The organism is Polaromonas sp. CG_23.6, assembly GCF_029892315.1.
Lineage (GTDB): Bacteria > Pseudomonadota > Gammaproteobacteria > Burkholderiales > Burkholderiaceae_C > Polaromonas.
This window is the reverse complement of record NZ_JARXUY010000001.1, coordinates 540,586-563,526: the sequence shown is the minus strand read 5'-3', so window position 1 is coordinate 563,526 and position 22,941 is coordinate 540,586. Positions and strand designations below refer to the sequence as shown.

At 61.8% G+C, this 22,941-nt stretch carries 21 protein-coding genes and 1 riboswitch; of the genes, 12 read left to right on the top strand and 9 right to left on the bottom strand.

Annotated features, from left to right (window positions below):
* The first annotated feature begins 7 nt into the window (after positions 1 to 7).
* The 3 genes from H4V98_RS02720 to H4V98_RS02710 all read left to right on the top strand — a co-directional run bounded on the left by H4V98_RS02720 (position 8) and on the right by H4V98_RS02710 (position 3,127).
* Positions 8 to 1,093: a phosphotransferase gene (locus H4V98_RS02720; protein WP_196862535.1), complete on the top strand. Its 1,086-nt coding sequence runs from the start codon at positions 8 to 10 to the stop codon at positions 1,091 to 1,093.
* Positions 1,094 to 1,184: 91 nt separating this feature from the next.
* Positions 1,185 to 1,931: a 16S rRNA (uracil(1498)-N(3))-methyltransferase gene (locus H4V98_RS02715; protein WP_196862536.1), complete on the top strand. Its 747-nt coding sequence runs from the start codon at positions 1,185 to 1,187 to the stop codon at positions 1,929 to 1,931.
* 26 nt (positions 1,932 to 1,957) lie between these two features.
* The gene (locus tag H4V98_RS02710; RefSeq protein ID WP_196862537.1) at positions 1,958 to 3,127 is read left to right on the top strand and encodes an MFS transporter; all 1,170 of its coding nucleotides are present in this window, start codon (positions 1,958 to 1,960) and stop codon (positions 3,125 to 3,127) included.
* Positions 3,128 to 3,320: 193 nt separating this feature from the next.
* Here the strand turns inward: H4V98_RS02710 and H4V98_RS02705 are convergent, their stop codons facing one another.
* The gene (locus tag H4V98_RS02705) at positions 3,321 to 4,796 is read right to left on the bottom strand and encodes a M20 family metallopeptidase (RefSeq protein WP_196862538.1); all 1,476 of its coding nucleotides are present in this window, start codon (positions 4,794 to 4,796) and stop codon (positions 3,321 to 3,323) included.
* Between the two features lie 280 nt (positions 4,797 to 5,076).
* On the opposite strand from H4V98_RS02705, the gene H4V98_RS02700 reads away from it, so the two are divergent.
* On the top strand, positions 5,077 to 6,138 hold the full coding sequence (locus H4V98_RS02700) for a porin (RefSeq protein WP_196862539.1): 1,062 nt from the start codon (positions 5,077 to 5,079) through the stop codon (positions 6,136 to 6,138).
* A gap of 94 nt (positions 6,139 to 6,232) precedes the next feature.
* Here H4V98_RS02700 and asd read toward each other — a convergent pair whose 3' ends face one another.
* Both asd and H4V98_RS02690 read right to left on the bottom strand, forming a co-directional pair.
* Entirely contained in the window at positions 6,233 to 7,087 is an 855-nt protein-coding gene (gene asd, locus H4V98_RS02695; RefSeq protein WP_196862540.1) for an archaetidylserine decarboxylase, read from the bottom strand.
* An 87-nt stretch (positions 7,088 to 7,174) separates the two neighbouring features.
* The gene (locus H4V98_RS02690) at positions 7,175 to 7,363 is read right to left on the bottom strand and encodes a heavy-metal-associated domain-containing protein (RefSeq protein ID WP_196862541.1); all 189 of its coding nucleotides are present in this window, start codon (positions 7,361 to 7,363) and stop codon (positions 7,175 to 7,177) included.
* 251 nt (positions 7,364 to 7,614) lie between these two features.
* Here H4V98_RS02690 and H4V98_RS02685 point away from each other — a divergent pair, with 251 nt between their 5' ends.
* The 6 genes from H4V98_RS02685 to alkB all read left to right on the top strand — a co-directional run bounded on the left by H4V98_RS02685 (position 7,615) and on the right by alkB (position 12,956).
* Complete coding sequence (locus H4V98_RS02685; RefSeq protein WP_196862542.1) at positions 7,615 to 10,080, top strand: heavy metal translocating P-type ATPase; 2,466 nt, start codon at positions 7,615 to 7,617, stop codon at positions 10,078 to 10,080.
* Positions 10,077 to 10,520, top strand: coding sequence for a Cu(I)-responsive transcriptional regulator (gene cueR / locus H4V98_RS02680; RefSeq protein ID WP_196862543.1), 444 nt, complete (start codon positions 10,077 to 10,079; stop codon positions 10,518 to 10,520). The genes H4V98_RS02685 and cueR overlap by 4 nt, the downstream gene beginning before the upstream one ends.
* Before the next feature lie 211 nt (positions 10,521 to 10,731).
* Positions 10,732 to 11,103: a type II toxin-antitoxin system prevent-host-death family antitoxin gene (locus H4V98_RS02675; RefSeq protein ID WP_196862544.1), complete on the top strand. Its 372-nt coding sequence runs from the start codon at positions 10,732 to 10,734 to the stop codon at positions 11,101 to 11,103.
* On the top strand, positions 11,103 to 11,531 hold the full coding sequence (locus H4V98_RS02670; RefSeq protein WP_196862545.1) for a type II toxin-antitoxin system VapC family toxin: 429 nt from the start codon (positions 11,103 to 11,105) through the stop codon (positions 11,529 to 11,531). Before H4V98_RS02675 ends, H4V98_RS02670 begins: the two co-directional genes overlap by 1 nt.
* A 390-nt stretch (positions 11,532 to 11,921) precedes the next feature.
* On the top strand, positions 11,922 to 12,140 hold the full coding sequence (locus H4V98_RS02665) for a hypothetical protein (protein WP_196862546.1): 219 nt from the start codon (positions 11,922 to 11,924) through the stop codon (positions 12,138 to 12,140).
* A gap of 162 nt (positions 12,141 to 12,302) precedes the next feature.
* Positions 12,303 to 12,956 (top strand): DNA oxidative demethylase AlkB, encoded by a 654-nt coding sequence (alkB, locus tag H4V98_RS02660; RefSeq protein WP_196862547.1) that lies wholly within the window; start codon positions 12,303 to 12,305, stop codon positions 12,954 to 12,956.
* A 167-nt stretch (positions 12,957 to 13,123) separates the two neighbouring features.
* Here the strand turns inward: alkB and H4V98_RS02655 are convergent, their stop codons facing one another.
* The 5 genes from H4V98_RS02655 to H4V98_RS02635 form a co-directional block, all read right to left on the bottom strand.
* Positions 13,124 to 15,379, bottom strand: a complete 2,256-nt coding sequence (locus H4V98_RS02655) for a SulP family inorganic anion transporter (protein ID WP_255532124.1) — start codon at positions 15,377 to 15,379, stop codon at positions 13,124 to 13,126.
* 96 nt (positions 15,380 to 15,475) lie between these two features.
* Positions 15,476 to 16,849: a chromate efflux transporter gene (gene chrA, locus H4V98_RS02650; protein WP_196862548.1), complete on the bottom strand. Its 1,374-nt coding sequence runs from the start codon at positions 16,847 to 16,849 to the stop codon at positions 15,476 to 15,478.
* A gap of 36 nt (positions 16,850 to 16,885) precedes the next feature.
* On the bottom strand, positions 16,886 to 17,494 hold the full coding sequence (gene metW, locus H4V98_RS02645; protein WP_196862549.1) for a methionine biosynthesis protein MetW: 609 nt from the start codon (positions 17,492 to 17,494) through the stop codon (positions 16,886 to 16,888).
* On the bottom strand, positions 17,491 to 18,771 hold the full coding sequence (locus H4V98_RS02640) for a homoserine O-acetyltransferase (RefSeq protein WP_280757259.1): 1,281 nt from the start codon (positions 18,769 to 18,771) through the stop codon (positions 17,491 to 17,493). The genes metW and H4V98_RS02640 overlap by 4 nt, the downstream gene beginning before the upstream one ends.
* A 186-nt stretch (positions 18,772 to 18,957) precedes the next feature.
* On the bottom strand, positions 18,958 to 19,527 hold the full coding sequence (locus H4V98_RS02635; RefSeq protein ID WP_196862550.1) for a TMEM165/GDT1 family protein: 570 nt from the start codon (positions 19,525 to 19,527) through the stop codon (positions 18,958 to 18,960).
* Positions 19,528 to 19,588: 61 nt separating this feature from the next.
* Positions 19,589 to 19,740, bottom strand: a riboswitch (yybP-ykoY riboswitch).
* 172 nt (positions 19,741 to 19,912) lie between these two features.
* Between H4V98_RS02635 and H4V98_RS02630 the strand changes: the two genes are divergently transcribed.
* Together H4V98_RS02630 and H4V98_RS02625 are read left to right on the top strand one after the other, a co-directional pair.
* Entirely contained in the window at positions 19,913 to 21,115 is a 1,203-nt protein-coding gene (locus H4V98_RS02630) for an ammonium transporter (RefSeq protein WP_196862551.1), read from the top strand.
* A gap of 320 nt (positions 21,116 to 21,435) precedes the next feature.
* Positions 21,436 to 21,933: an RNA-binding protein gene (locus H4V98_RS02625; RefSeq protein ID WP_196862552.1), complete on the top strand. Its 498-nt coding sequence runs from the start codon at positions 21,436 to 21,438 to the stop codon at positions 21,931 to 21,933.
* A 326-nt stretch (positions 21,934 to 22,259) separates the two neighbouring features.
* On the opposite strand, the gene lptC is transcribed toward H4V98_RS02625, so the two are convergent.
* Entirely contained in the window at positions 22,260 to 22,919 is a 660-nt protein-coding gene (gene lptC, locus H4V98_RS02620) for an LPS export ABC transporter periplasmic protein LptC (RefSeq protein ID WP_231374638.1), read from the bottom strand.
* Between the last annotated feature and the right edge of the window lie 22 nt (positions 22,920 to 22,941).

Genomic DNA, 22,941 nt, shown 5'->3' with positions numbered 1-22,941 from the left:
TGAAAACATGACCGCTTCCCTTCCTCCCGACTGGCTTGACCCCGCGCGCGCCAGCGCCTTTGCACGGTGGCTCGCCGCCGTGGCGCCGCACCACGGTTTGCAGCCAGAGACCGTCCGGCTGGCGTCGGCCGATGCCAGCTTTCGCCGCTACTTCCGCGTGGATGCCGCCAACGGCGCGGGCAGCTTCATCATCATGGATGCGCCGCCGGCCCAGGAAGACTGCGCGCCTTTCGTCAAGGTGGCCGGCCTGATGTCGGACGCCGGCCTGAAGGCGCCGCGCGTGCTGGCCTGGGACGCGCCGCTGGGCTTCATGCTGCTGAGCGACCTGGGTGCGCAAACCATGATGGACGTGATCGCGCCGCCCGCCGCCGTCGATGCCCGCATCGAGGCGACGCCGGCGCATTTCGATCTCTACATGCAGGCGGTCGACGTGCTGGTGCAGTGGCAGCTCGCGTCCCAGCCCGGCGTGCTGCCGCCTTACGACGACGCGCTGCTGTCGCGCGAACTGGCGCTGTTTCCCGAGTGGTATGTCGGCAAGTACCGGGGTTTTGCGCTGGATGCCACGCTGATGGGCAAGCTCGATCCGCTGTTCGCGCAAATCAAGGCCAGCAACCTGAACGCGCTGGATGGCGCACGCGTCTATGTGCACCGGGACTTCATGCCGCGCAACCTGATGGTCGACGCCAACGGCGACCTCGGCGTTTTGGACTTTCAGGACGCGGTGTACGGCCCGGTCACCTATGACATCGCCAGCCTGATGCGCGACGCGTTCCTGAGCTGGGAAGAAGAATTTGTGCTCGACATCACCGTGCGCTACTGGCAAAAAGCGCGCAAGGCGGGCTTGCCGGTCGGCGATGATTTCGGCGAGTTCTACCGCGCCGTCGAATGGATGGGCCTGCAGCGCCACCTCAAGGTGCTGGGCATTTTTGCGCGCCTGAGCCTGCGCGACGGCAAGCCCAAATACCTGGCCGACACGCCGCGCTTCATCAAGTACGCCCGTGCCACCTGCGCCCGGTACCGCCAGCTCGGGCCGCTGATGGTGCTACTCGACGAAATCGAGGGCAACGAAACCCGTGTGGGGTATACATTTTGATGCCAAACTGGCCTTTCGCGCAGGCTGGCCGTGCGCAAGAAGCTATTGATTTGATAGTCAATCCAGCGTCTTTACCAACGGCGCCAACGCCATGAGCGCCCGTTTTTACGCCGACATCGCGCTTGTTCCCGGCCAGAGCATCACGCTGCCCGACCAAACCGCGCGCCATGTACAAGTGCTGCGCCTGCAGCCCGGCGGACACATCACCTTGTTCAACGGCCGGGGTGATGCAGAAGGCGAATTCGACGCCACGGTCGAGCGCATGGGGCGCAGCGAGGTGGACGTCACCATCGGCGCGTTCACCGCTACGGCGCGCGAGGCCGGCCGCAGCATTCATCTGGTCGTCGGCATGCCGGCGAACGACCGCATGGACTGGCTGATCGAAAAAGCCACCGAACTCGGCGCGGCCAGCATCCAGCCGGTGATGAGCGAGCGCAGCGTGTTGCGCCTGAAGGCCGAGCGCGCCGACAAGAAGGTCGCCCACTGGCAAGGCATCGCGATGGCTGCCAGCGAGCAGTGCGGGCGCAATCGCCTGCTGCGCGTGCAGGACGTGGTGACGCTGTCCGACTGGCTGAAAAAGACCGCCGCCCTGCCCGCCGAGGCCGGCATGCGCTTGCTGCTGTCGCTGCAGGACGGCAGCCGCCCGCTGCGCCAGGCCATTGCCAGCGTGAAGCCGGGCAGCGCCCTGACCTTTCTGAACGGCCCTGAGGGCGGACTGAGCCCGGCCGAGGAAGCCGCCGCCATCGCCTGCGGCTTCAGCCCGGTCACGCTGGGGCCGCGTGTGCTGCGCGCCGAAACTGCGCCGCTGGCCTGCCTGTCGCTGCTGAATCTCGACTGAACCCCGACGCAATCTGGACTGAAAACATGAACCGCAACCTCTGGCTGCTGACAATTTGCCAGGGCTTGTTCCTGACCAACAACGTCACCTTCATCGCCATCAACGGCCTGGTCGGCTTGAGTCTGGCGCCTCTGGGCTGGATGGCCACGCTGCCGGTGATGGCGTATGTGGTCGGCGGCGCGCTGTCGACCGGGCTGGTGGCTCACACCCAGCGCCGCTTCGGCCGCAAAACCTCGTTCCAGCTCGGGTTGCTGGTGGGCCTGGCGTCGGCCCTGCTGTGCTGCTACGCGGCCTACAGCCGCAACTTCTGGCTGCTGGTGGCAGCCACGCTGGTGGCGGGCTACTACAACGCCAATGCGCAGCTCTACCGCTTCGCCGCTGCCGAACTGGCGCTGCCGGCATTTCGCGAAAAGGCGATTTCGCTGGTCATGGCCGGCGGCCTGATCGGTGCGGTGGCCGGGCCCAACCTGGCGGCCGGCACGCGCAGCCTGACCGAGGTGCCGTTTGCCGGCGCCTATCTAGCGCTGGCGGGCGTGGCACTGCTGGCGATGGCCTTGCTGGCCTTCATCGACTTTCCAGCGCCACCGCTGAAACATGCCAGCGGCGGCGGCCGGCCGCTGGGCGTCATCATGCGCCAGCCGGTGTTCATCGTCGCAGCCGCCGCCGGCGCGTTGGGCTACGGCGTGATGAACCTCCTGATGGCCGCCACGCCGATTGCCATGCAGGTCTGCGGCCTGCCGTTTTCCGACGTGGCCTGGGTGCTGGAATGGCATGTGATCGGCATGTTCGCGCCAGGCTTTTTCACCGGCCACCTGATCAAGCGCTACGGCACGCTGCCCATCATGGCGACCGGCTTGGCGCTGAACATCGCCTGCGTGCTGATCGCGCTGTCAGGCGTCGAGTTCCAGCAGTTTGTGGCGGCGCTGTTTTTGCTGGGTTTGGGCTGGAACTTCCTGTTCACCGGCGCCACCACGCTGGCCCTGACGGCCTACCGGCCGGAAGAAAAAGACAAGGCGCAAGGCGCGCTGAATTTCTGCGTGTTCGTGGTGCTGGCGGTGTCGTCACTGGCGTCGGGCGTGCTGGTGACGACGCAGGGCTGGACGCTGCTGAATATCGGCTCGCTGCTGCCGCTCGGGCTGACCGGGCTGGCGCTGGGCTGGCTGGGGCTGCAGCAGCGCCGGCTGCGCCAGGCTTGAGGCATGAAGCGATGACATCACTGTCATCGCTGTCATCCCGGGCCTGACCCGGGATCCATTGGCGCGCCGTCAAGGCGTTTTTAAAACGCCAGACGTTGGCCGATTCAGCTGGGGGGCGGTGGCATGGATTGCGGATCAGGTCCGCAATGACAGCCAAAGAAGAACCAGGGCCTGTTTCAGCCTGGCCCCTGCCTCAGCCCGGCACGCTGGCCATCACCTGCGCCACCGCCGCCGTCAGCTTCTTGGCATACGGCACATGCAAAAATTCATTGGGTCCGTGGGCATTGCTCTTGGGGCCGAGCACGCCACAGACCATCATCTGCGCTTTCGGGAACCCTTTGCTCAGCATACCCATCAGCGGAATCGTGCCGCCCTGGCCAATCGTGCCGCAGGGCGCGCCAAAGAAGTTCTGCGATGCGGCGTTCAAGGCAGTTTCAAACCACGGCGCGGTGCTGGGCGCATTCCAGCCGGTGGCGCCGCCGTTGCTTTCAAACGTGACTTTCGCCTGGTAGGGCGCGTTGTCTTCGAGCAGCTTTTTCAGTTCCTGCACCGCCACGCCGGCATCGACCAGCGGCGGAAAGCGCAATGACAGCTTGAAGGCGGTGTAAGGCCGCAGCACGTTGCCGGCGTCGCGAAAGGACGGAAAGCCCTCGGCGCCGGTCACGCTGAGCGTCGGGCGCCAGGTGCGGTTCAGCAATGCCTCGACGGGGTCGGTGGTGGTCGGCAGCGCAAAGGCGGCGGCCCCTTCGCAGTCGTAATGCGCCCACGGAAAGCGCTTGTAGATTTCGTCGCCCAAAATAGCCGCCGTGGCCTGCGCCTGAACCAGCCGGTCGGCAGGCACTTCACAGTGAAAGCTTTGCGGCAGCAGGCGGCCGGTGGCGCTGTCTTCCAGCCGGTCAAGCACGTGGCGCATGATGCGAAAGCTGGACGGCACCAGGCCGCTGGCGTCACCGGAATGCACGCCTTCGGTCAGCACCTCGACCTTGAGCACGCCGGCCGCATTGCCGCGCAGGCTGGTGGTCAGCCAGAGCTGGTCGTAGTTGCCGGCGCCCGAATCCAGACAGACCACCAGCGCGACCTCGCCGAGACGGTCCTTGAGCGCATTCACATACGGCAGCAGGTCGTAGGAGCCGCTTTCCTCGCAGGTTTCAATCAGACCGACGATGCGCGGGTGCGGCACGTTCTGGCTTTTCAGCGCCTGCACGGCGGCGATGCTGGCATACACCGCATAGCCGTCGTCGGCGCCGCCCCGGCCGTAGAGCCTGCCATCTTCATAGGTGGCTTTCCATGGGCTCAGGTCGTTGCGCCAGCCGGTGAATTCGGGCTGCTTGTCGAGGTGGCCGTACATCAGCACGGTCTGCGTGGAGCCGGCACGCGTCGCCGGGATTTCAAAAAACAGCACCGGTGTGCGGCCTTCGAGCCGGACGATTTCGAGTGTCAAGCCTTCGACCTTTTGCGCTTCCACCCAGGTGGCAGCATGGCGCATCACGGTGTCGATGTGGCCATGCTTCTCCCAGTCGGGGTCGAAGGTGGGTGACTTGGCAGGAATGGCGATGTAGTCGGTCAGCTGCCGAACGATGTCCTCGTCCCACTGGGTGGTGACCTGGGACAGGGCCTGGGCAGCGTTGAGGATATGGGCGGGAATTTCGCGGTGCAGGGGGGCATTCATGGCGGGGACTCCGAAGTAGCAGCTCAGCACAAAGCTGTGAAGCCGCTACTTTACGCCGTCGGCCAGCGGTGCGCCAGCCGGCATCAAGCAATGCATCGAATCTGACGCCGGGCAAAGCCGCGATCCATTGATCCGGTTCAACTACACATGCCCACAATAAGCGGACACGGGTTTTCACTGATTTGTCATTAAGTTTTTGTTAAATGGGTAACACTTTCCCGCAAGACGCGGGAAGTAGGGGCTACGAAGTCCTGTGACCACACTTTTATAGAAATTCCCAATGAAAAAGTCTCTCATTACGCTGGCGGTGCTGTCTTTTGCAGGTGTTGCTTCTGCTCAATCTTCTGTCACCCTGTATGGCGTGGCCGACCTGTTTTTTGGCCAGACGGAAAAAGGCGCACCCGGCAAGCAACTCAAGCAAACGGTGGTCGATTCCGACGGTCTGAGCAGTTCGCGCTGGGGCTTCAAAGGCGCTGAAGACCTGGGCGGCGGTTTAAAAGCCAATTTCGTGCTGGAAGGCGGCATGAAGATGGACACCGGCGAGCAGAAAACGGCTGGCTCTGTCTTCGACCGTGTCGCCACCGTGGGCCTGTCGGGCGCTTTCGGTGCCGTGACCATGGGCCGTCAGGCCACGCCTTACGACGCACTGCGTTCCAGCACCAACAACACCTACGACTCCAAAGCGTTGACCGCCACGGACATCGTCTGGGGCAAAGACAAAAACTACAGCGAAGTGGCTGCCTACGAATCTCGCCTGAGCAACTCCATCGCCTTCACCTCGGCCAACTACAGCGGCTTCAGCGGTGCGGTGGCGGTGAACTTTGGCGAAAACAAGGGACTGGGTCTTAATAACGTCAGTGTGGATGCCGGACAAACCGTCAGCCTGCATGCGAAGTACGCCTCGGGCCCGCTGCTGGTGGGCGTGGCTTACCAGGAGCAAAAAACACAAACCGCTGCGACGACTGCAGCCTCAACGGGCACCACAAGCACCAAGTACACGCTGATTGCCGGTTCGTATGACTTCGGGCTTGCCAAGCTCACGGCCGGTTACAACACGGCCAAGGCCGACGCAACGAACGCGAAAGACAAGCAATACCAGGTCGGCGTGACCGTCCCCTTCAGCAAAGCTGCCAGCGTGGCATTCGGCTACGCCAAGGGCGATGGCGAAATTGCCGGCACGGATGGCAAGAACGGCTCGGGCTACAGCCTGGTGGGTGTGTATGACCTGTCCAAGCGCACGACCTTGTATGCTGGCTGGATGGACACCAAGGCAAAGAATGCGGCCGGCGCTGAGACTTACAAGAACTCGGCCGTCGCCGTTGGCGTGCGTCACAAGTTTTGATCTGAAAGCTGGCTGCAAGCCGGCTTGAAACTGAACTAAAAAAGCCTCTGGCGGTGACGTCCAGGGGCTTTTTTGATGAACTGCTGGCAGTTTTTCAGGCGCAGTGGGCCATCGCCTCGCCCAGCCGCACCGCGCCGCCCGGCGCCCAGTCAGGGTTGAAGCGCAACGGCCCCTTGGGGAACAGCAAAACCACCGTCGAGCCCAGCAGAAACCGGCCCATTTCCTCGCCCTGCTGGAGCATCACTTCAGGCTGGCCGGACGCCGGATACAGCCATTCGCGCACCACCTTGCCGCGCGGGGGATTCACCACACCGTGCCACACCGTTGCCATGCTGCCGACAATCGTCGCGCCGACCAGCACCAGCACGAACGGCCCGCGCGCCGACTCGAACACGCAGACCACGCGTTCATTGCGCGCAAACAGCCCCGGCACGCCGCGCGCCGTGACCGGGTTGACCGAGAACAATTCGCCCGGCACGTAAATCATGCGGCTCAGGCGGCCTTCGCACGGCATGTGGATGCGGTGGTAGTCCCGGGGACTGAGGTAAATCGTGGCAAAGCTGCCGTTGTCATAGTGCGCCGCCAGCGCCGCATCGCCGCCGACCAGCGCAGTGGTCGAATAGTGGTGGCCCTTGGCCTGGAAGATCTGGTTGCCCGCAATCGGGCCGAACTGGCTGATGGCGCCATCGACCGGACAAACCAGCTCGGCCTGCGCAATCGGCCGCGCACCGGGCTTCAGGGCGCGGGTGAAGAATTCGTTGAAGGTGCGGTAAGTGCTGATGTCCGAATCGAGCGCCTCGTCCATGTTCACCCGGTACTTGGCGACAAAGCGGCGAATGATCTCGGTCGTCACCCAGCCGCGCTCACGCGACGCAACAAAACCGGCGAAGTGGGTGAGCGCCTGTTTGGGCAACAGGTATTGGGGCAAAACAGCAGAACGGTCGGACACAGGCACTGACGAAAGTGAAAGGAAGGACGATTCTATAGAGGCCTGCTCAAATGGCCTGCAATCATTTGCGCCCCCCTGCAGCAGCCATCAGTTCGGCGGATATCCCGCGCTGGTCAAGGCAGCGGCCACGGTTTGCGGGTCCTGGGTGGTTTCAACGGTGACTTTTTTCGCCGGAAGGTCGATGTGGACTGTCGCGCCAGCATCGAGTTGCTTGACGGTCTGGGTGATGACACCGGCGCAGTGGCCGCAGCTCATGTCGGGAACATTGAATTCCATGGGATTTCCTTGGGAAGTAAAAGTTAAAAAGAACTGGGGACGCTGTTTTTCGCGCCTTTGGGGAAATGACGCCTGCCAATGCAGTGCTTCGCCAGATTCCCAGGCTGCAGTCTGAACCTTCCCACGGTGGCAAAGTCAACGGGTTTTGTGCAAATCCTGAAATCCTTCAGGATTAATATCGACCAATGCTTGACCCTGCCATGATAGGAAGGTTCAGACTTGCCCTATCGTCATATTTTCAGGAGACACGCATGAGCGTCAGCCACACCCTGCCAGCCCCGCTGGCCATTGCATCCACTTTGAAGGAATGGCGCTTTCCCGTGGAAGGCATGACCTGCGGGTCGTGCGTGGCCCGGGTTGAAAAAGCCCTGGCCGCCACGCCGGGCGTCGAGGAAGCCAGCGTCAATTTCGCCACCGAGCAAGCCAGCGTCAAGGCGGATCGCGAAGTCACGCTGGACATATTGAAGGCGGCGGTGGAAAAAGCCGGTTATGCCGTGGGCAGCACGGCAGGTGCCGCGCTGGGCGAGGCGTCGGTACGCTTGAAGATTGGCGACATGACCTGCGCATCGTGCGCGGGGCGGGTCGAAAAAGCCTTGAGGCAGGTGCCCGGCGTGCTGTCGGCCGAAGTCAATTTGGCGACGGAAACTGCTGAAGTCACCCTGACGGATGACGCGGCCGCGCTGCCGCAACTCATAGCGGCGGTGGAAAAAGCCGGCTACCGGGCAGAGGCGAATGCCGATGCCGCCAGCGGCGCCAGCCCGGCCACACCGTCCGGCGCGCCCTGGTGGCCGATTGCCGTGGCCGCCGCGCTGTCGGCGCCACTGGCGCTGCCGATGGTCGGCATGCTGTTTGGCCAGTCGTGGATGCTCGACCCCTGGGTTCAGTGGCTGCTGGCCACGCCGGTGCAGTTCTGGCTGGGGGCGCGTTTTTACAAGGCCGGCTGGAAAGCCGTGCGCGCCGGCGCGGGCAACATGGACTTGCTGGTGGCAGTGGGCACATCAGCGGCCTACGGGTTGAGCGTTTACCTGCTGCTCACGCAGGGCGCTGACGGCATGCCGCATCTTTACTTCGAAGCGTCGGCCGTCGTCATCACGCTGGTGCTGCTGGGCAAATGGATGGAAGCGCGCGCCAAGCGCCAGACCACCGAAGCCATCCGGGCGCTCAATGCGCTGCGGCCTGAAACCGCGCGGCTCCGCCGGGATGGTGTGGACACGGATGTGCCGATCAACAAGGTCAGGGTCGGCGATCAGGTCGTCGTACGGCCGGGCGAACGCATCGCGGTCGATGGCGAAATCATCGAAGGCATGACGGAAGTGGACGAGTCGCTGATCACCGGCGAAAGCCTGCCGGTCAGCAAGCAGGCCGGCGACCACGTCACGGGTGGCGCGGTCAATGCCGAAGGCTTAATCATCGTGCGCACCACCGCCATCGGCGCTGAATCAACGCTGGCGCGCATTGTTCGGATGGTCGAGTCGGCGCAGGCCAAAAAAGCGCCGATCCAGCGGCTGGTCGATCAGGTCAGCGCCGTGTTTGTGCCCGTGGTCATCGGCATTGCAGCGCTCACGCTGCTCGGCTGGGGGCTGGCAACGGGCAACTGGGAAACGGCCATCCTGAACGCCGTCGCGGTGCTGGTGATTGCCTGCCCGTGCGCGCTCGGGCTGGCAACGCCGACCGCCATCATGGCCGGCACCGGCGTGGCGGCGCGGCACGGTATTTTGATCAAGGACGCCGAAGCGCTGGAAGTGGCGCACCAGGTAAAAATCGTCGCTTTCGACAAGACCGGCACGCTGACCGAGGGCAAGCCTGAACTGGTCGCCCTGGAGCCCGCCGGAATGTCGCGCGATGAGGCCCTGGGCTGGGCCGCCGCCATCCAGGCGGGCAGCGAGCATCCGCTGGCGAAAGCGGTCACGCAACTGGCTGTGCAGGAAGAACGCAGTGTGCCGGCGGCCTCCAAGGTCCGCGCAGTGGCCGGACGCGGCATGTCAGCGGTGGTCGAAGGCCATGAACTGCGCTTGGGCAGCCCACGCTTCATGCAGGAGCTGGGCGTGGACCTTGGCGCCTTCGCCGCGCGCGCCGAGGCGCTGGAGGCTGAAGGCCGCACCGTGTCTTATCTGGCCGATCTGACTGGCGTGCCCGAGCTGCTGGCGCTGCTGGCCTTTGGCGACACCGTCAAGGCCAGCAGCGCCACCGCCGTCGCCAGCCTGCACGCACTCGGCATCCAGACCGCGCTGGTCACCGGCGACAACCGGGGCAGCGCCGAAGCGGTGGCGAAGCAACTCGGCATCGACATCGTGCATTTCCAGGTCTTGCCTGAAAACAAGGCCGACATCATTGGCCAGCTGAAAGACCAGGTGAAGGACAGCGGCGGCCACGTGGCGATGGTCGGCGACGGCATCAACGACGCGCCCGCGCTGGCCGCCGCCGATGTCGGCATTGCCATGTCCACCGGCACCGACGTGGCGATGCAGGCCGCCGGCATCACCTTGATGCGCGGCAACCCGGCGCTGGTGGCCGACGCCATCGACATCTCACGCCGCACCTATGCCAAGATCCGGCAAAACCTGTTCTGGGCGTTTTTCTACAACGCGGTCGGCATTCCGCTGGCGGCGTTTGGAATGCTCAGTCCGGTGATTGCCGGCGCGGCGATGGCTTTTAGCAGCTTTAGCGTGGTGATGAATGCGCTGCTGCTGCGGCGCTGGAAAGGAAGCTCGCAATGACAACTGCCCTTAAAAGCCCCGAAAAATCCGTAACTTCTGTGATCGCAGGCCCGTTCAACATCGGCCAGGCCGCCAGCCAGTCGGGCGTGTCGGCCAAGATGGTCCGGCACTACGAATCGCTGGGCCTGCTGCCTGCCGTGCACCGCACCGATGCCGGCTATCGGCAGTACGGCGACAAGGAAGTCCATACCCTGCGCTTTATCCGCCGCGCCCGGACGCTGGGCTTCAGCATGCTGGAAATTGCCGAGTTGCTCAAGCTCTGGCAAAACCAGCAGCGGGCCAGCGCCGACGTGAAACGCATCGCACTGGCCCATGTCGCCGACCTGGAGCGGCGCATCGCCGAAATGGAAGCGATGCGGCAGACGCTGGCGGAACTGGCGCATTGCTGCGCCGGGAACAACCGGCCAGACTGCCCGATTTTGAGCGGCTTGGCGGGATAGGCGTGTGGCTTTTTGCTATTTATTGAGTAGCTTCTTGCACTTTCCCTGATTGGGGATAACGCCTATTTTTCTTAAATTATGGCCAATGCCCAGCGTGGTTGATCCGTCATTTCCGCGCACCTGGAAATACTGTTTGGCGGACGTGATGTCCTGGCGCGAAAGCAGCATTCGCTTTTTTGGAACGGCTTACTGATGAAAAAAAAGTCCATTTATGCGCAAAAAGAGCGTGGACTTTTTCAAGGCCGAGGCGGCAATGCATCACAAGCCATCAGCAGCCCATGCCATTTTTCGCAACTGGTCTACAATCTGGTCTATATCAATCGCAGGCCATCTCATGCAGCTTCAATCCATAGGTTCCTACGAAACTAAAACGCATTTGGCGGATTTGTTGCGCCGGGTGCGCGATGGGCAGGGCTTCACCATCACCCAGCGAGGAGAGCCCGTGGCGGACCTGGTGCCTGCGGGCACCAGCGCCCGCCGTTTGGGCACACTGGCTGCGGCGCGCATGCAAACCTTGATGCATGAGGCCCCCCCGCTTCAAACTGTTGACATCAAAGCGTTGCTTGAGGCTGGCCGCGACTGATGCGGTTTGTACTGGACAACTCGGTGGTCATGCGATGGTTGTTCAAGGATGGCAGCGACGAACGGCTGGCTTACGCTGCCCACGTATTGGAACTGTTGACGCAGGACACTGGCGAAGCGGTAGTCCCCGGTATCTGGTCTCTGGAAGTTGCCAACGTACTTGTCAAAGCCCAGGCCAAGGGTTTGGTGTCGGAGGCGCGCGCCAGCGCCTTCGTGGGTTTGCTGGGAGAAATGGCCATCACCGCAGACCCAAGCACAGCCTCAAGGGCTTTGGGCGATACCCTGCAACTGGCGCGGCGCTTCAAGCTATCGTCTTACGATGCCGCTTATCTCGAATTGGCCTTGCGTGAAGGCCTCCCCCTGGCGACGCTGGATGCGGATTTGCGACAAGCCATGGTGCAGGTCGGCGGCATGGTCGTCGGACCCTGAAACACCCGGCCAACGCGCCGGATATTGACGCACCAGACCCTGGGTGTTCTCGATGGTGCAGCGCTGCCCTGCGCAGCGCGGCTCGCAGACCCCAAGGCGCGTCGGGTCAACGCCACGCACGTCGCCCATGCGTATGTCAATCCGCTTCAGCGCCGCATCCGACCAGCGCCTGCAGACACTAAACTTGAAAACAGCCTTTCCGTAACGGATGTCACTGGTGGCAAGGAAACCAGTCCAATGTGGACCTCTCAGGTTGATAGTTCAGATTTCCAGCGCGCGCTGGAGAACTCTCTGCGGACTACTGGACTGCTCAGCCCTGTTGGCCGCTATGGTCCTTACCAGCCAACGGCTGACTAGACGGGTCTTGATCAGCCGATGGTTGGTTTCAACATGACGGTCACCGCAACGGTCAGCTATTCACTTATTGAGCGAAGCTCAGGAAGAGAGATTTTCTTGCGCTCGATTCCGACGCCGTACACCGCAAAAATGGGTGATGCGTTTGTTGGGAGCGAACGACTTAAATTAGCAAACGAAGGCGCGGCAAGGAAAAACATTGAAGACCTGATAGCCGAACTGCTCAAGTCAAGAATCCAAGTTTCATTAAAGTAGCGGCTGGACAGCGAAGCCGCCACACGAAAGCGCCATGACACGCTTGCCTGGAAATTTATGGCCAGGCTTTACTCAACTATATTTTTAATAGCAGCTTAAGCTTATGTCCATTGCGCAAATGGCACTTTTCATCATGAAATCAGTCAGAAATAGAGGCGATTTTTGACCCGCAGCCTTTTCGATGAACCGCTAACGCACTACACCGCGCCCGAATCCATCGCACCAGGCGCTTTTCTGCTGCGGGGTTTTGCCTTGGACCAGGCTGAAGCGCTGCTTCAGGCCGTGCAGCAGATCATCGCGGTCGCGCCCTTGCGCCATCTTTTGACGCCGGGCGGACACGTCATGTCGGTCGCAATGAGCAACTGCGGCGCACTGGGCTGGGTTTCCGACCGCACGGGCTACCGTTACAGCAGCGCCGACCCGCTCTCGGGCCAGCCCTGGCCGTCCATGCCCGCCTGTTTTGCCGACCTGGCGACGCGGGCAGCGGCTGAGGCGGGTTATGAAGGCTTCGCGCCCGACGCCTGCCTGATCAACCGCTACGAACCGGGCGCGCGCATGTCGCTGCACCAGGACCGCGACGAAAGCGACCCGGGCGCGCCCATCGTCTCGGTGTCGCTGGGACTGCCGGCGGTTTTTTTGTTTGGCGGTTTGCAGCGCAGCGACCACCCTGCCCGCTGGCGGATGGTGCACGCAGACGTGGCGGTGTGGGGGGGCGCATCGCGGCTGGCGTTTCACGGTGTGTCACCGCTGGCCGACGGCGACCACCCGCGCGCGGGGCGCCAGCGCATCAACCTCACGTTTCGCCGCGCGGGTTGATGTTTGAAATGGTGGCTTGGCGCGACAGGCTTCTCACTCGCCAGCACGCCCGCCATGACGCGGATGCGCGGACAGTCCGGTGCTTGCGCGTAACCCGGCGGCTGGGACATTCCGGTGTCAAACTGCGCTGGAATGACCAGGCAGGCCGTTTGCTTTGAGCAGAGCCTTCAGCGCGCAGGCTGATTCGCGGGATCGTCAGCGCCCGCAGCCGTCTTGCATTCCTCGAAAATCCGGGCACTGCAATGCCGGCAGATGTCCGGGTCGAGCTTGCTGAAAATGGTGGAAATGGCTGTGAATTTGTCTGAGAACTGGTGCTCCCATCCCAGCACGTTGGTAAAGCCGGTCTTGCGCCACATGCTGATCACCTCCGGGCGCGGCCGGTGAAAGTACAGGTTGCCGCCCATGGCCCGGCGCGCGGCCAGTTCGGACTCCCACAGTTCAGCACCCGCCAGGTCAATGAAGTTCATGCTCTTGGCCATCACCAGCAGGTGCTTTTGCGGATTCGGCTGACTGCGCAGGGCGTGCAGGATGTCGGCAACATGCTGGGTCGCGCCGAAATACACCTCGCCCTCCATGCGCAGCAGCTTGAGTTGCGGGCACTCCGGGAGGAATGTGGCCCCCACGCTTGCCACTTCGTGTGCTGCGCTGCCCCCCGAGGGGGCTGGCCTGGCTTGGGGCGGCCCGGCGCTGGCGGCCGTTGCCCCCACGCTTGCCACTTCGTGTGCTGCGCTGCCCCCCGAGGGGGCTGGCCTGGCTTGGGGCGGCCCGGCGCTGGCGGCCGTTGCCCCCACGCTTGCCACTTCGTGTGCTGCGCTGCCCCCCGAGGGGGCTGGCCTGGCTTGGGGCGGCCCGGCGCTGGCGGCCGTTCCCCCCACGCTTGCCACTTCGTGTGCTGCGCTGCCCCCCGAGGGGGCTGGCCTGGCTTGGGGCTGCCCGGCGCTGGCGGCCGTTGCCCCCACGCTTGCCACGACATGCTCTGCGCTGCCCCCAGATGAAGGCGCTGCCCTGGCGTCTTCGAATGATTGCGGCGCATCGTCAATCACCACCAACTGCCGGTCTGGTCCGCGGCTGTCAAAGCCCATGCTGCGCATCGCGGGCCGTGAGGTGCGGTACAGAAACGACATCAGCGACAGCAGCATGCCGAGCAAAATGGCCATTTCAAGCCGGATGGTGACGGTGGCGACCATGGTGGCCAGGGCCACGCCAAAATCGGTGCGACTCAGGCTGAACAGCTGGCGCCAGCGCGCAAAGTCCAGCAGGCTCACCGCCACCAGCAGCAGCAGCGCCGACAACGCGGCCATCGGAATTTGCGCCAGCAATTGCGAGCTGACCGCCACCAGCGCCAGCAGCAGCAGCGCCGAGAACACCGACGCCAGCGGTGTTCGGGCACCGGCTTGCAGATTCGGCATGGAGCGGTTCATCGAGCCGCAGGACACATAGCTGGAAAAAAACCCGCCGATGATGTTCGACAGCCCCTGCCCTCTGAACTCGCGGTTGGCATCGATGCGCTGGCCCGAGTGCATCGCCACGGTCTTGGCAATCGAAATCGCTTGCCCCAGCGCCACGATGGTCAGTGCAAACGCCAGGCCGACCAGGTCCGACGCCTGCGCCCAGCTGATGTGCGGCAGCTCGAAACGCGGCCATGGCGTGGCGATTTGCCCGATCAGGCGCAGTGCCGAAGCCGGTGTTGCGCCGCCGCCCAGAAAGCGAGTCCACACCCACGCCAGCGCCGTCGCCACCACCAGCCCGATCAGCATGTAGGGCCAGTTGCGGCGGTAGCGGCGCAGTCCCAGCGCAGCCGCCAGCGTGATGGCGGCCACGGCCAGTGCAGCAGGTTTGGCAGACAGGAGTTGCGTGAACACATGCGCCAGCACCGCGCCCGCACCGTGTTCGGGCGAGGCGGCAATCCCCAAAAAATCGGGCAAGGCATGCACGCCAATCAGCAATGCCGCCCCGGAGGTGAAACCGAACAGCACGGACGGCGAAATGAAATTGGCCAGCATGCCCAGCCGCAGTGCGCCAATCAGCCACTGCAGCACACCCACCATCACGGTCACGGCCAGCGCCAGTTGAATGTAGGACGGGCTGAAAGCCAGGGCCAGCGGCGACAGCATGGCAAACAGTGCCAGTGAATTGGCGTTGGTCGGCCCCGACATGACATGCCAGCTGGAGCCAAACAGCGCGGCAATGATGCACGGCACCACCGCCGTGTACAGGCCATATTCGGGAGGCAGCCCGGCCAGCGTGGCAAACGCAATGCCCTGCGGCAGCACCAGCACCGCGCCCAGCAGGCCGGCCATGGCATCGGCGCGCAGCGTGGTCGGCGTGACCCAGTGGACCCAGTGACCGAACAGTCGCTCCAGCAGTCGGCTGGCGAAGCGGCGCGCCGAGGCAGCGCGGGGACTTTCAGGGGCGGCGTTCATGGTCTTGAGCATACCGCTGGCCGATAGCGATGATTACGCTGATTACGCTGAAAGCGCCGGCAGCGCACGGCAGGCTTGAGGCCGGCGCCGCCGTGGTCAAGCCCAGCCCAGCAGCCGCAGCGCAAGGCCGGCAGCGGCCGAAGCGGCAATCACCGAAATCACCCCCCACTTGAGCCGCCACAAGGCCAGCGCCGCCAGCGCGACCAGCGTCAGCGCCACGGCGTCAGGTTTTTCATCAAAACCGCTGCCTGCGCTTACGGGATAAGCGACAGCAGCTATGAAAAACAGAGCAAGATTGGCAATCACCCCGACCACGGCGGCCGTCACGGCCGCCAGCGGTGCAGTCAGTTTGAGGTTGTCACGGGTTGATTCGACCCACGGCCCGCCCGCCAGGATGAAGATGAAGGACGGTAAAAAGGTGAACCAGGTCGCCACGCAGGCGGCCACTGCAGCGCCCAGAAACAAAGCCTCCGGCCCCAGCACCTGCTTGGCCCAGCCGCCAACAAAGCCGACAAACGCCACCACCATGATGAGCGGGCCGGGCGTGGTTTCGCCCAAGGCAAGACCGTCCATCATTTGCGCCGTGCTCAGCCACTGGTAATGCTCGACCGCCATCTGGTTGACGTAAGGCAGCACGGCGTAGGCCCCGCCAAACGTCAGCAGCGCGGCCTTGGTGAAAAACCAGCCGATCTGCGTCAGCGTGTCGCTCCAGCCGTAGGTCAAAAACAGCGCGGCCATCGGCAGCAGCCAGAGCGCCGCGCCCGCCAGCAACACCATGGCCAGACGCGACAGGCTGAACAGCGCATGGGGTGGCGTGGGCGTGTCGTCATCAATCAGGGCAGTCTCGCGCAGGGCGGGGTTGGCCGACGCATGGCCTTTGCCGTGCGCCAGGCTGCCCGGGGCAATGCGCGCCAGCACGGCGCCGGTCAGCATCGCGCTCAGAACGACCAGCGGAAAAGGCAGCTTCAACGCCCAGATTGCTATAAAACTCATAGCTGTTATCGCCCATGGGACGGGCGAAAACATTGGATTTCCTAATGATTTTGTGGCAATGCGGTGCAGCGCGTGCAACACAATTGCCGCCACCGCCGGCTTGATGCCATAGAAAATCCCCGCCACCAGCGGCTGCTCGCCAAACGCCATGTAAACCCAGCTCAAGGCAATCAGCAGCACCAGCGACGGCAGGAAAAACAGGCTGCCCGCCACCACGCCGCCCCAGGTCCGGTGCATCAGCCAGCCCAGGTAGGTGGCCAGCTGCTGCGCCTCGGGGCCGGGCAGCACCATGCAAAAGTTGAGCGCGTGCAAAAAGCGCTTTTCAGACACCCAGCGGCGCTTTTCCACCAGCTCGCGGTGCATGATGGCGATCTGTCCGGCCGGGCCGCCAAAACTGATGAAGCCGAGTTGCAGCCAGAAGCGAAAGGCTTCGGCGAAGGAAACGGGAGATGGCTTTTTAGCCGTGGAATGGTTCATGTGTCGTCTTGATTTATTTAATGCACCGGGCGGTGTTCAAGCGCGCTGCAGCTTGAACACCGCCCGGCTGGCGCGTGCGTTGGGCCAAAAGCGGATTTCCTGGCCGTCCTGCAGGCCGAAGGAATCCAGAATCTGCAACTGGTTTTGACGGGCCAGCGCGGCAAAGTCACGCAGTGTGCCGACGCGGATATTGGGCGTGTCGTACCACTGGTAGGGCAGCACCTTGGTCACAGGCATGCGGCCACGCAGAACGGCCAGCCGGTTCGGCCAGTGGCCAAAGTTGGGGAAGGCAACGATGCCGATGCGCCCCACGCGGGCCGTTTCGCGCAGCATGACTTCGGCGTTGCGCAGATGCTGCAGCGTGTCGATCTGCAGCACCACGTCGAACGAAGCGTCGCCAAACAGCGCCAGCCCTTCTTCAAGGTTGAACTGGATCACGTTGACGCCACGCGCCACGCAAGCCTGCACGTTGGCGTCGTCAATCTCGACGCCATAACCCGAGCAGCCGCGCACTTTGATCAGGTAGTCGAGCAGCGCGCCGGTGCCGCAGCCCAGGTCGAGCACACGGGACTCCTTGGGCACCAGTCGGGCAATCGACAACTGGTCCGGTGACAGCGGAGAGCCGGTTTGCGTGGTTCCGGTCATGCGGCCACCTTGCTTTCGAAATAAGAGCGCACTACGCCCATGTAGCGTGCGTCATCGAGCAAAAAGGCATCATGCCCGTGCGGCGCGTCGATCTCGGCGTAACTCACATCGATCTGGTTGTCGAGCAGGGCCTTGACGATTTCGCGGCTGCGCGCCGGGGAAAATCGCCAGTCGGTGGTGAAGCTCACCAGCAGAAATTTGGCGCTGGCGTTGGCCAGGGCACGGCTCAGATCGCCGCCGAATTCAGCCCCCGGGTCGAAATAGTCGAGTGCCCGGGTGATCAGCAAATAAGTGTTGGCGTCAAAGTATTCGGCGAACTTGTCGCCCTGGTGGCGTAGATAGCTTTCAATTTCAAACTCGACGTCCTGGGTGGTGTAGCGGTAGGGCGCAGCGTTGGCCAAAGCGGCTGGCAGTCCGTCCAAGCCAGGGCCGCGAATCCGGCTTTGCCGGTTCGCAGGCGCAGCGGCCCCCTCGGGGGGCAGCGAACCACGCGCAGCGGGGAGCGTGGGGGCTCGTAACTGTCGTCCAAACTTCGCGTTCATCACGTCGTCGCTCAAATAGGTGATGTGGCCGATCATGCGGGCGATGCGCAGGCCGCGCTTGGGCAGTACGCCGTGCCGGTAGAAGTGCCCGCCGTGAAAGTCGGGGTCGGTGACGATGGCGCGGCGCGCAACTTCGTTGAAGGCAATGTTTTCGGCCGTCAGGTTGGGTGCGCTGGCCACCACCACCGCATGGCGCACGCGCTCGGGGTACTGCAGTGTCCAGGCCAGTGCCTGCATGCCGCCCAGGCTGCCACCCATGACGGCGGCCAGCGTCTGGATGCCGAGCACATCAAGCAACCGGGCCTGGGAGTTGACCCAGTCCTGCACCGTGACGACCGGAAAATCGGCGCCGTACACCTCGCCCGTGTCCGGGTGGGTCTGCATCGGTCCGGTGGAGCCGAAGCACGAGCCCAGGTTGTTCACGCCAATGACAAAAAACCGGTCGGTGTCCACCGGCTTGCCGGGGCCGATCATGGTGTCCCACCAGCCTTCGGACTTTTTCGTGACCTGCCCGGCTTCGTCCAGGTAGACGCCCGCCACATGGTGCGAGGCGTTCAGCGCATGACAGACCAGCACCGCATTGGACTTGTCGGCATTGAGCTGGCCATAGGTTTCATAACTCAGGTCGTAGGCACGAATCGAGGCACCGCTGCGCAAGGGCAAGGCCTCGGCAAAATGCATCGATTCCGGCGTGGCGACAAGTAGAGGGGCAATAGGCACTGTAGTTGGATCCACGGTAAAACAGACTCAAGATCAGGACAGGAAAAACAGCCAGACGAGGCATAAAAAAAGAAAACCCGGCATCGCCAAGGCGAGTCCGGGTTGAGGGGGAGAATCGTCTTTAGCCGTACTTTTTAAGCGCCCGCAAGCTGAGCAAATCGGCGCTTTATCAGTATAGCAATCCGGACATCCGGCAGACCCTTAGGCCGGCATCAGCAGCGCCAGCCCGCCCAGCGCGGCAAAAACCAGTGCCGACACGACATGCACCACGCGCAGCGGAATCAGGTGCATGAAGCGGCTGCCGAGCCAGACCACCGGCGCATTGGCCAGCATCATGCCCAGCGTGGTGCCGGCCACGACCCAGAAGTAGTAAGCCTCATAGCGTGCGGCCAGCATCACCGTCGCGATTTGCGTCTTGTCGCCCATTTCAGCCAGAAAAAATACCAGCAGCGTGGTGGCAAACACGCCGAAGCGGGGCGGCTTCCTGTCAAGGTCTTCTTCATCGAGCTTGTCCGGAATCAGCATCCACACCGCCATGGCGATAAAGGAAACCCCCAGAATCCAGCGCAGGATTTGAGGACCGAGAAAGGTGGTCGCCCAGGCGCCAAGTGCGCCAGCCATCGCATGGTTGACCAACGTGGCCACCAGGATGCCGAAAACGATGGGCCAGGGTTTTTGATAGCGCGCGGCCAGCACCAGCGCAAGCAGCTGGGTTTTGTCACCCATTTCGGCAAGGCCGACGATACCGGTGGAGACGAGGAAAGCTTCCATGCAAAAAAACAGCCCAGGCCGGCTCAAAAAAACCAATGACTGCACGACGTCCCCGGCCCGAAGCTTTTAAAAGTTCTGGAGGCTGTGCAGTCAAAGGTCTCGCCAGGCTTGAAAACTGTTTGCGCCATGCTGGCCTTGTTGCAAGGCCCCACAAGTCTGTTGACGCAAACCCCTCTCAGTGAAGAAGGGCGGCTACTCCCCAATGACAGCCAGAATTATAGGGGTGGCTTGCAAGACCAGCGAAGGTGGAATTCCATTCGGGGAATGACCGCTCCGCACCATAACGGCGTTTTTTTGACGGCGCATTTCTTGCTTTGTTTTGGTGCGGTTTTTCGAATTCCTCAAAAAACGCACCAACAAATCATATTTATTCAAGAGGCGCGTTATGGAAGCACCAAATCAGGGCTCAAATGCCTTGTTCATTTTGTTAGGCGGCATCATGGTGTTGGCGATGCATGCCGGTTTTGCATTTCTGGAACTCGGCACGGTGCGTAAAAAGAACCAGGTCAATGCACTGGCCAAGATCCTGGTCGATTTTTCAGTCTCTACCGTGGTTTATTTTGCCGTTGGCTACGGCGTGGCGTACGGCACCCACTTTTTTGTGGGTGCTGAGGAACTGGCCGCCAAAAACGGCTATGAACTGGTCCGTTTCTTTTTCCTGCTCACTTTCGCCGCTGCCATTCCGGCGATTATCTCGGGTGGGATTGCCGAGCGCGCACGCTTTTATCCTCAATTGATTGCAACGGCGGTCATCGTCGGATTTGTCTATCCCTTTTTTGAAGGCATCGTCTGGAATCAACACTTTGGCATACAGGGTTGGATCAAGTCGTTGACCGGAAGCGAATTTCATGATTTTGCCGGTTCTGTCGTCGTTCATGCGCTGGGTGGCTGGCTGGCGCTTCCTGCCGTGCTGTTGCTTGGCGCACGCAGCAACCGTTACCGAAAGGACGGCGCGATATCGGCACATCCGCCCTCAAGCATTCCTTTCCTGGCGCTGGGCGCTTGGATACTGATCGTCGGATGGTTCGGCTTCAACGTGATGAGCGCGCAGACACTTGACAAGATTTCCGGTCTGGTCGCAGTTAATTCATTGATGGCGATGGTGGGAGGTACATTGGCAGCGCTGGCATTTGGCAAAAACGACCCGGGTTTTGTGCACAACGGGCCGCTGGCCGGACTGGTGGCCGTGTGCGCAGGGTCCGATGTGATGCATCCACTGGGCGCGCTGGTTGTCGGCGGCGTGGCTGGCGCCGTGTTTGTCGTGATGTTCACGCTGACGCAGAACAAATGGAAAATCGACGACGTGCTCGGTGTCTGGCCGCTGCATGGAATATGCGGCACTTGGGGCGGGTTGGCTGCAGGCATTTTTGGCAGCAAAGCGTTCGGCGGCCTGGGCGGTGTCAGTTTTGGCGCGCAACTGATTGGAACGGCAATGGGCGTGACATGGGCAGTGCTAATGGGATGCGTCGTGTATGGCGCACTCAAAATGACTTTGGGATTGAGATTGACGCACGAGGAGGAATTCGAAGGTGCCGACCGCTCAATTCACCGCATTAGCGCAACACCTGAAAACGAAGTCAATTGGTAACTTTATGCAACCAGTGCAAACAAAAGAAATTCGGGCTTTTGTTGTGTTGGATATAGAGGTCGGTTTGAAACAACTTCGAAGTTAAAAAAATCTTCTCAAATATAAGTATATGTACCTACCAAATTTTAATAACCAAGACTTTCAGAACGAATTCCAGTGTTGTTCTTTCGGGGAAGTAAAGCATAATGTGCGGGTACAAATTTAGAGTTTGTACTTGTTAGGTGATCGGTCAGTTTCGCGCGCTACAGCGGTACATTGAAAGTTTGTTGTGCTTTCGGGACCCCATCGCTTTTATTTATGTGTTTTAGAGGAGTCCCTTCATGGGCAACAAACTATACGTCGGCAACCTGCCTTACTCGGTGCGTGACGAAGACCTGCAGCAATCTTTTGGTCAATTCGGCGCTGTGACCAGCGCCAAAGTCATGATGGAACGCGACACCGGTCGCTCCAAGGGCTTTGGCTTTGTCGAAATGGCCAGCGATGCGGAAGCACAAGCAGCCATCAACGGCATGAACGGTCAACCTTTGGGTGGCCGTAGCGTCGTGGTGAATGAAGCCCGTCCGATGGAGGCCCGTCCTCCACGCACCGGCGGCTTCGGCGGTGGCGGCGGCTACGGTGGTGGCGAACGCTCCGGCGGTGGCGGCTACGGTGGTGGCGATCGTTCCGGCGGTGGTGGCGGTGGTGGTGGATATGGCGGCGGCGGCGGTCGTTCTTCCGGTGGTGGCGGCGGCGACGGTGGTTTCCGCAGCCCATACGGTGGCGGCGGCGCTGGCGGCGGACGTTCCGGTGGCGGCGGCGGTGGACGCGGCGGCTACTAAGCCCTGCTATTTCCCGACAGGCCAGCTGGCCTGTAAAAACAGCGCTTTTGGTTTCTGACCAAAAGCGCTTGAAACGGCTTCAGGACTCAGGTTTTGAAGCCGTTTTGCATTTCAGCTCACAATTTTCCAAGGCCAATAAAGAACCGGGGTGGTTCTTTCCCTACTGGAAATCTGGATGTGATTGGTTAATTTTCGTGACCGCCCTGCGCAAAGCGCAAGGTCGTGATCAGTGCAGGAAATTTCTGCATCCAGCCATTGCGTTCATCAGGTCTGAATCTCATTTGGGCGAGCATTTCATCGGGCTGGCAGCAGCAAATATTTGCCCGCTATGGCGCGGGAGCAGGTGCAAGGGATCGGTTTGCTGAATTTGGCATCAACACGCCACGAACCCGGCCCGTCAAAACGGCGACCTGGTCCAGATTGTTATAGCTAAAGACATTGCCGGTGAACTGGTCAGCCCCTCGAATCAACACCACAGGCAAATGCGACTGGACGCGTTCTTCATTCAAAAAAGCATGAAGAAATTCACCACGAAACTCCAGCCTGGGTGATTCCTTTCCCTGTGCATCACGACTTGCTTTACGTACAACCCGTGCGTTGCCAGTCAATTGAACCTCCGAGCCGTCGCCATTTGAATAAGCCCGGTTGGCAGTGGCAGTCGTGAGTTGACTGTTGATGTTGATGCTGTGAATACGTGCCTGATCGATTTCCAAAATGTCGGTATCTACAAAATGACGGGCTTCTGTTCCCGTAATTTCACTTTTGAGTTTGCCGTCTACATCAAAGGTTTTAATAGTGAAATTCTGCATGAAATAATCAATTTCATGGCCCACTTCCCTGACGGCCTCCGGCGCGCTGAAAGTTGGCGTATTGCGCACCAGCCAATAGGTTCCCAAAGCCAGCGCTCCCATCATGAGAAGCGGCATGTACATAGCCGTCCGGTCCCAGAGCGATAGAACTCTTCGCCATCCACTTTTATGCGGCATTGAGACATTGCCGCCGCTGGTA

Bases quoted from the DNA above. Each gene is read 5' to 3' on its own strand.
- H4V98_RS02670 (WP_196862545.1), top strand. From the start codon at position 11,103: ATGCGGTTTGTACTGGACAACTCGGTGGTCATGCGATGGTTGTTCAAG.
- H4V98_RS02710 (WP_196862537.1), top strand. From the start codon at position 1,958: ATGAACCGCAACCTCTGGCTGCTGACAATTTGCCAGGGCTTGTTCCTG.
- cueR (WP_196862543.1), top strand. From the start codon at position 10,077: ATGACAACTGCCCTTAAAAGCCCCGAAAAATCCGTAACTTCTGTGATC.
- H4V98_RS02720 (WP_196862535.1), top strand. From the start codon at position 8: ATGACCGCTTCCCTTCCTCCCGACTGGCTTGACCCCGCGCGCGCCAGC.
- H4V98_RS02625 (WP_196862552.1), top strand. From the start codon at position 21,436: ATGGGCAACAAACTATACGTCGGCAACCTGCCTTACTCGGTGCGTGAC.
- H4V98_RS02635 (WP_196862550.1), bottom strand. From the start codon at position 19,527: ATGGAAGCTTTCCTCGTCTCCACCGGTATCGTCGGCCTTGCCGAAATG.
- chrA (WP_196862548.1), bottom strand. From the start codon at position 16,849: ATGAACCATTCCACGGCTAAAAAGCCATCTCCCGTTTCCTTCGCCGAA.
- H4V98_RS02715 (WP_196862536.1), top strand. From the start codon at position 1,185: ATGAGCGCCCGTTTTTACGCCGACATCGCGCTTGTTCCCGGCCAGAGC.
- H4V98_RS02685 (WP_196862542.1), top strand. From the start codon at position 7,615: ATGAGCGTCAGCCACACCCTGCCAGCCCCGCTGGCCATTGCATCCACT.
- metW (WP_196862549.1), bottom strand. From the start codon at position 17,494: ATGACCGGAACCACGCAAACCGGCTCTCCGCTGTCACCGGACCAGTTG.
- H4V98_RS02630 (WP_196862551.1), top strand. From the start codon at position 19,913: ATGGAAGCACCAAATCAGGGCTCAAATGCCTTGTTCATTTTGTTAGGC.
- H4V98_RS02705 (WP_196862538.1), bottom strand. From the start codon at position 4,796: ATGAATGCCCCCCTGCACCGCGAAATTCCCGCCCATATCCTCAACGCT.
- H4V98_RS02655 (WP_255532124.1), bottom strand. From the start codon at position 15,379: ATGAACGCCGCCCCTGAAAGTCCCCGCGCTGCCTCGGCGCGCCGCTTC.
- H4V98_RS02675 (WP_196862544.1), top strand. From the start codon at position 10,732: ATGCGCAAAAAGAGCGTGGACTTTTTCAAGGCCGAGGCGGCAATGCAT.
- lptC (WP_231374638.1), bottom strand. From the start codon at position 22,919: ATGCCGCATAAAAGTGGATGGCGAAGAGTTCTATCGCTCTGGGACCGG.
- H4V98_RS02665 (WP_196862546.1), top strand. From the start codon at position 11,922: ATGACGGTCACCGCAACGGTCAGCTATTCACTTATTGAGCGAAGCTCA.
- H4V98_RS02700 (WP_196862539.1), top strand. From the start codon at position 5,077: ATGAAAAAGTCTCTCATTACGCTGGCGGTGCTGTCTTTTGCAGGTGTT.
- H4V98_RS02690 (WP_196862541.1), bottom strand. From the start codon at position 7,363: ATGGAATTCAATGTTCCCGACATGAGCTGCGGCCACTGCGCCGGTGTC.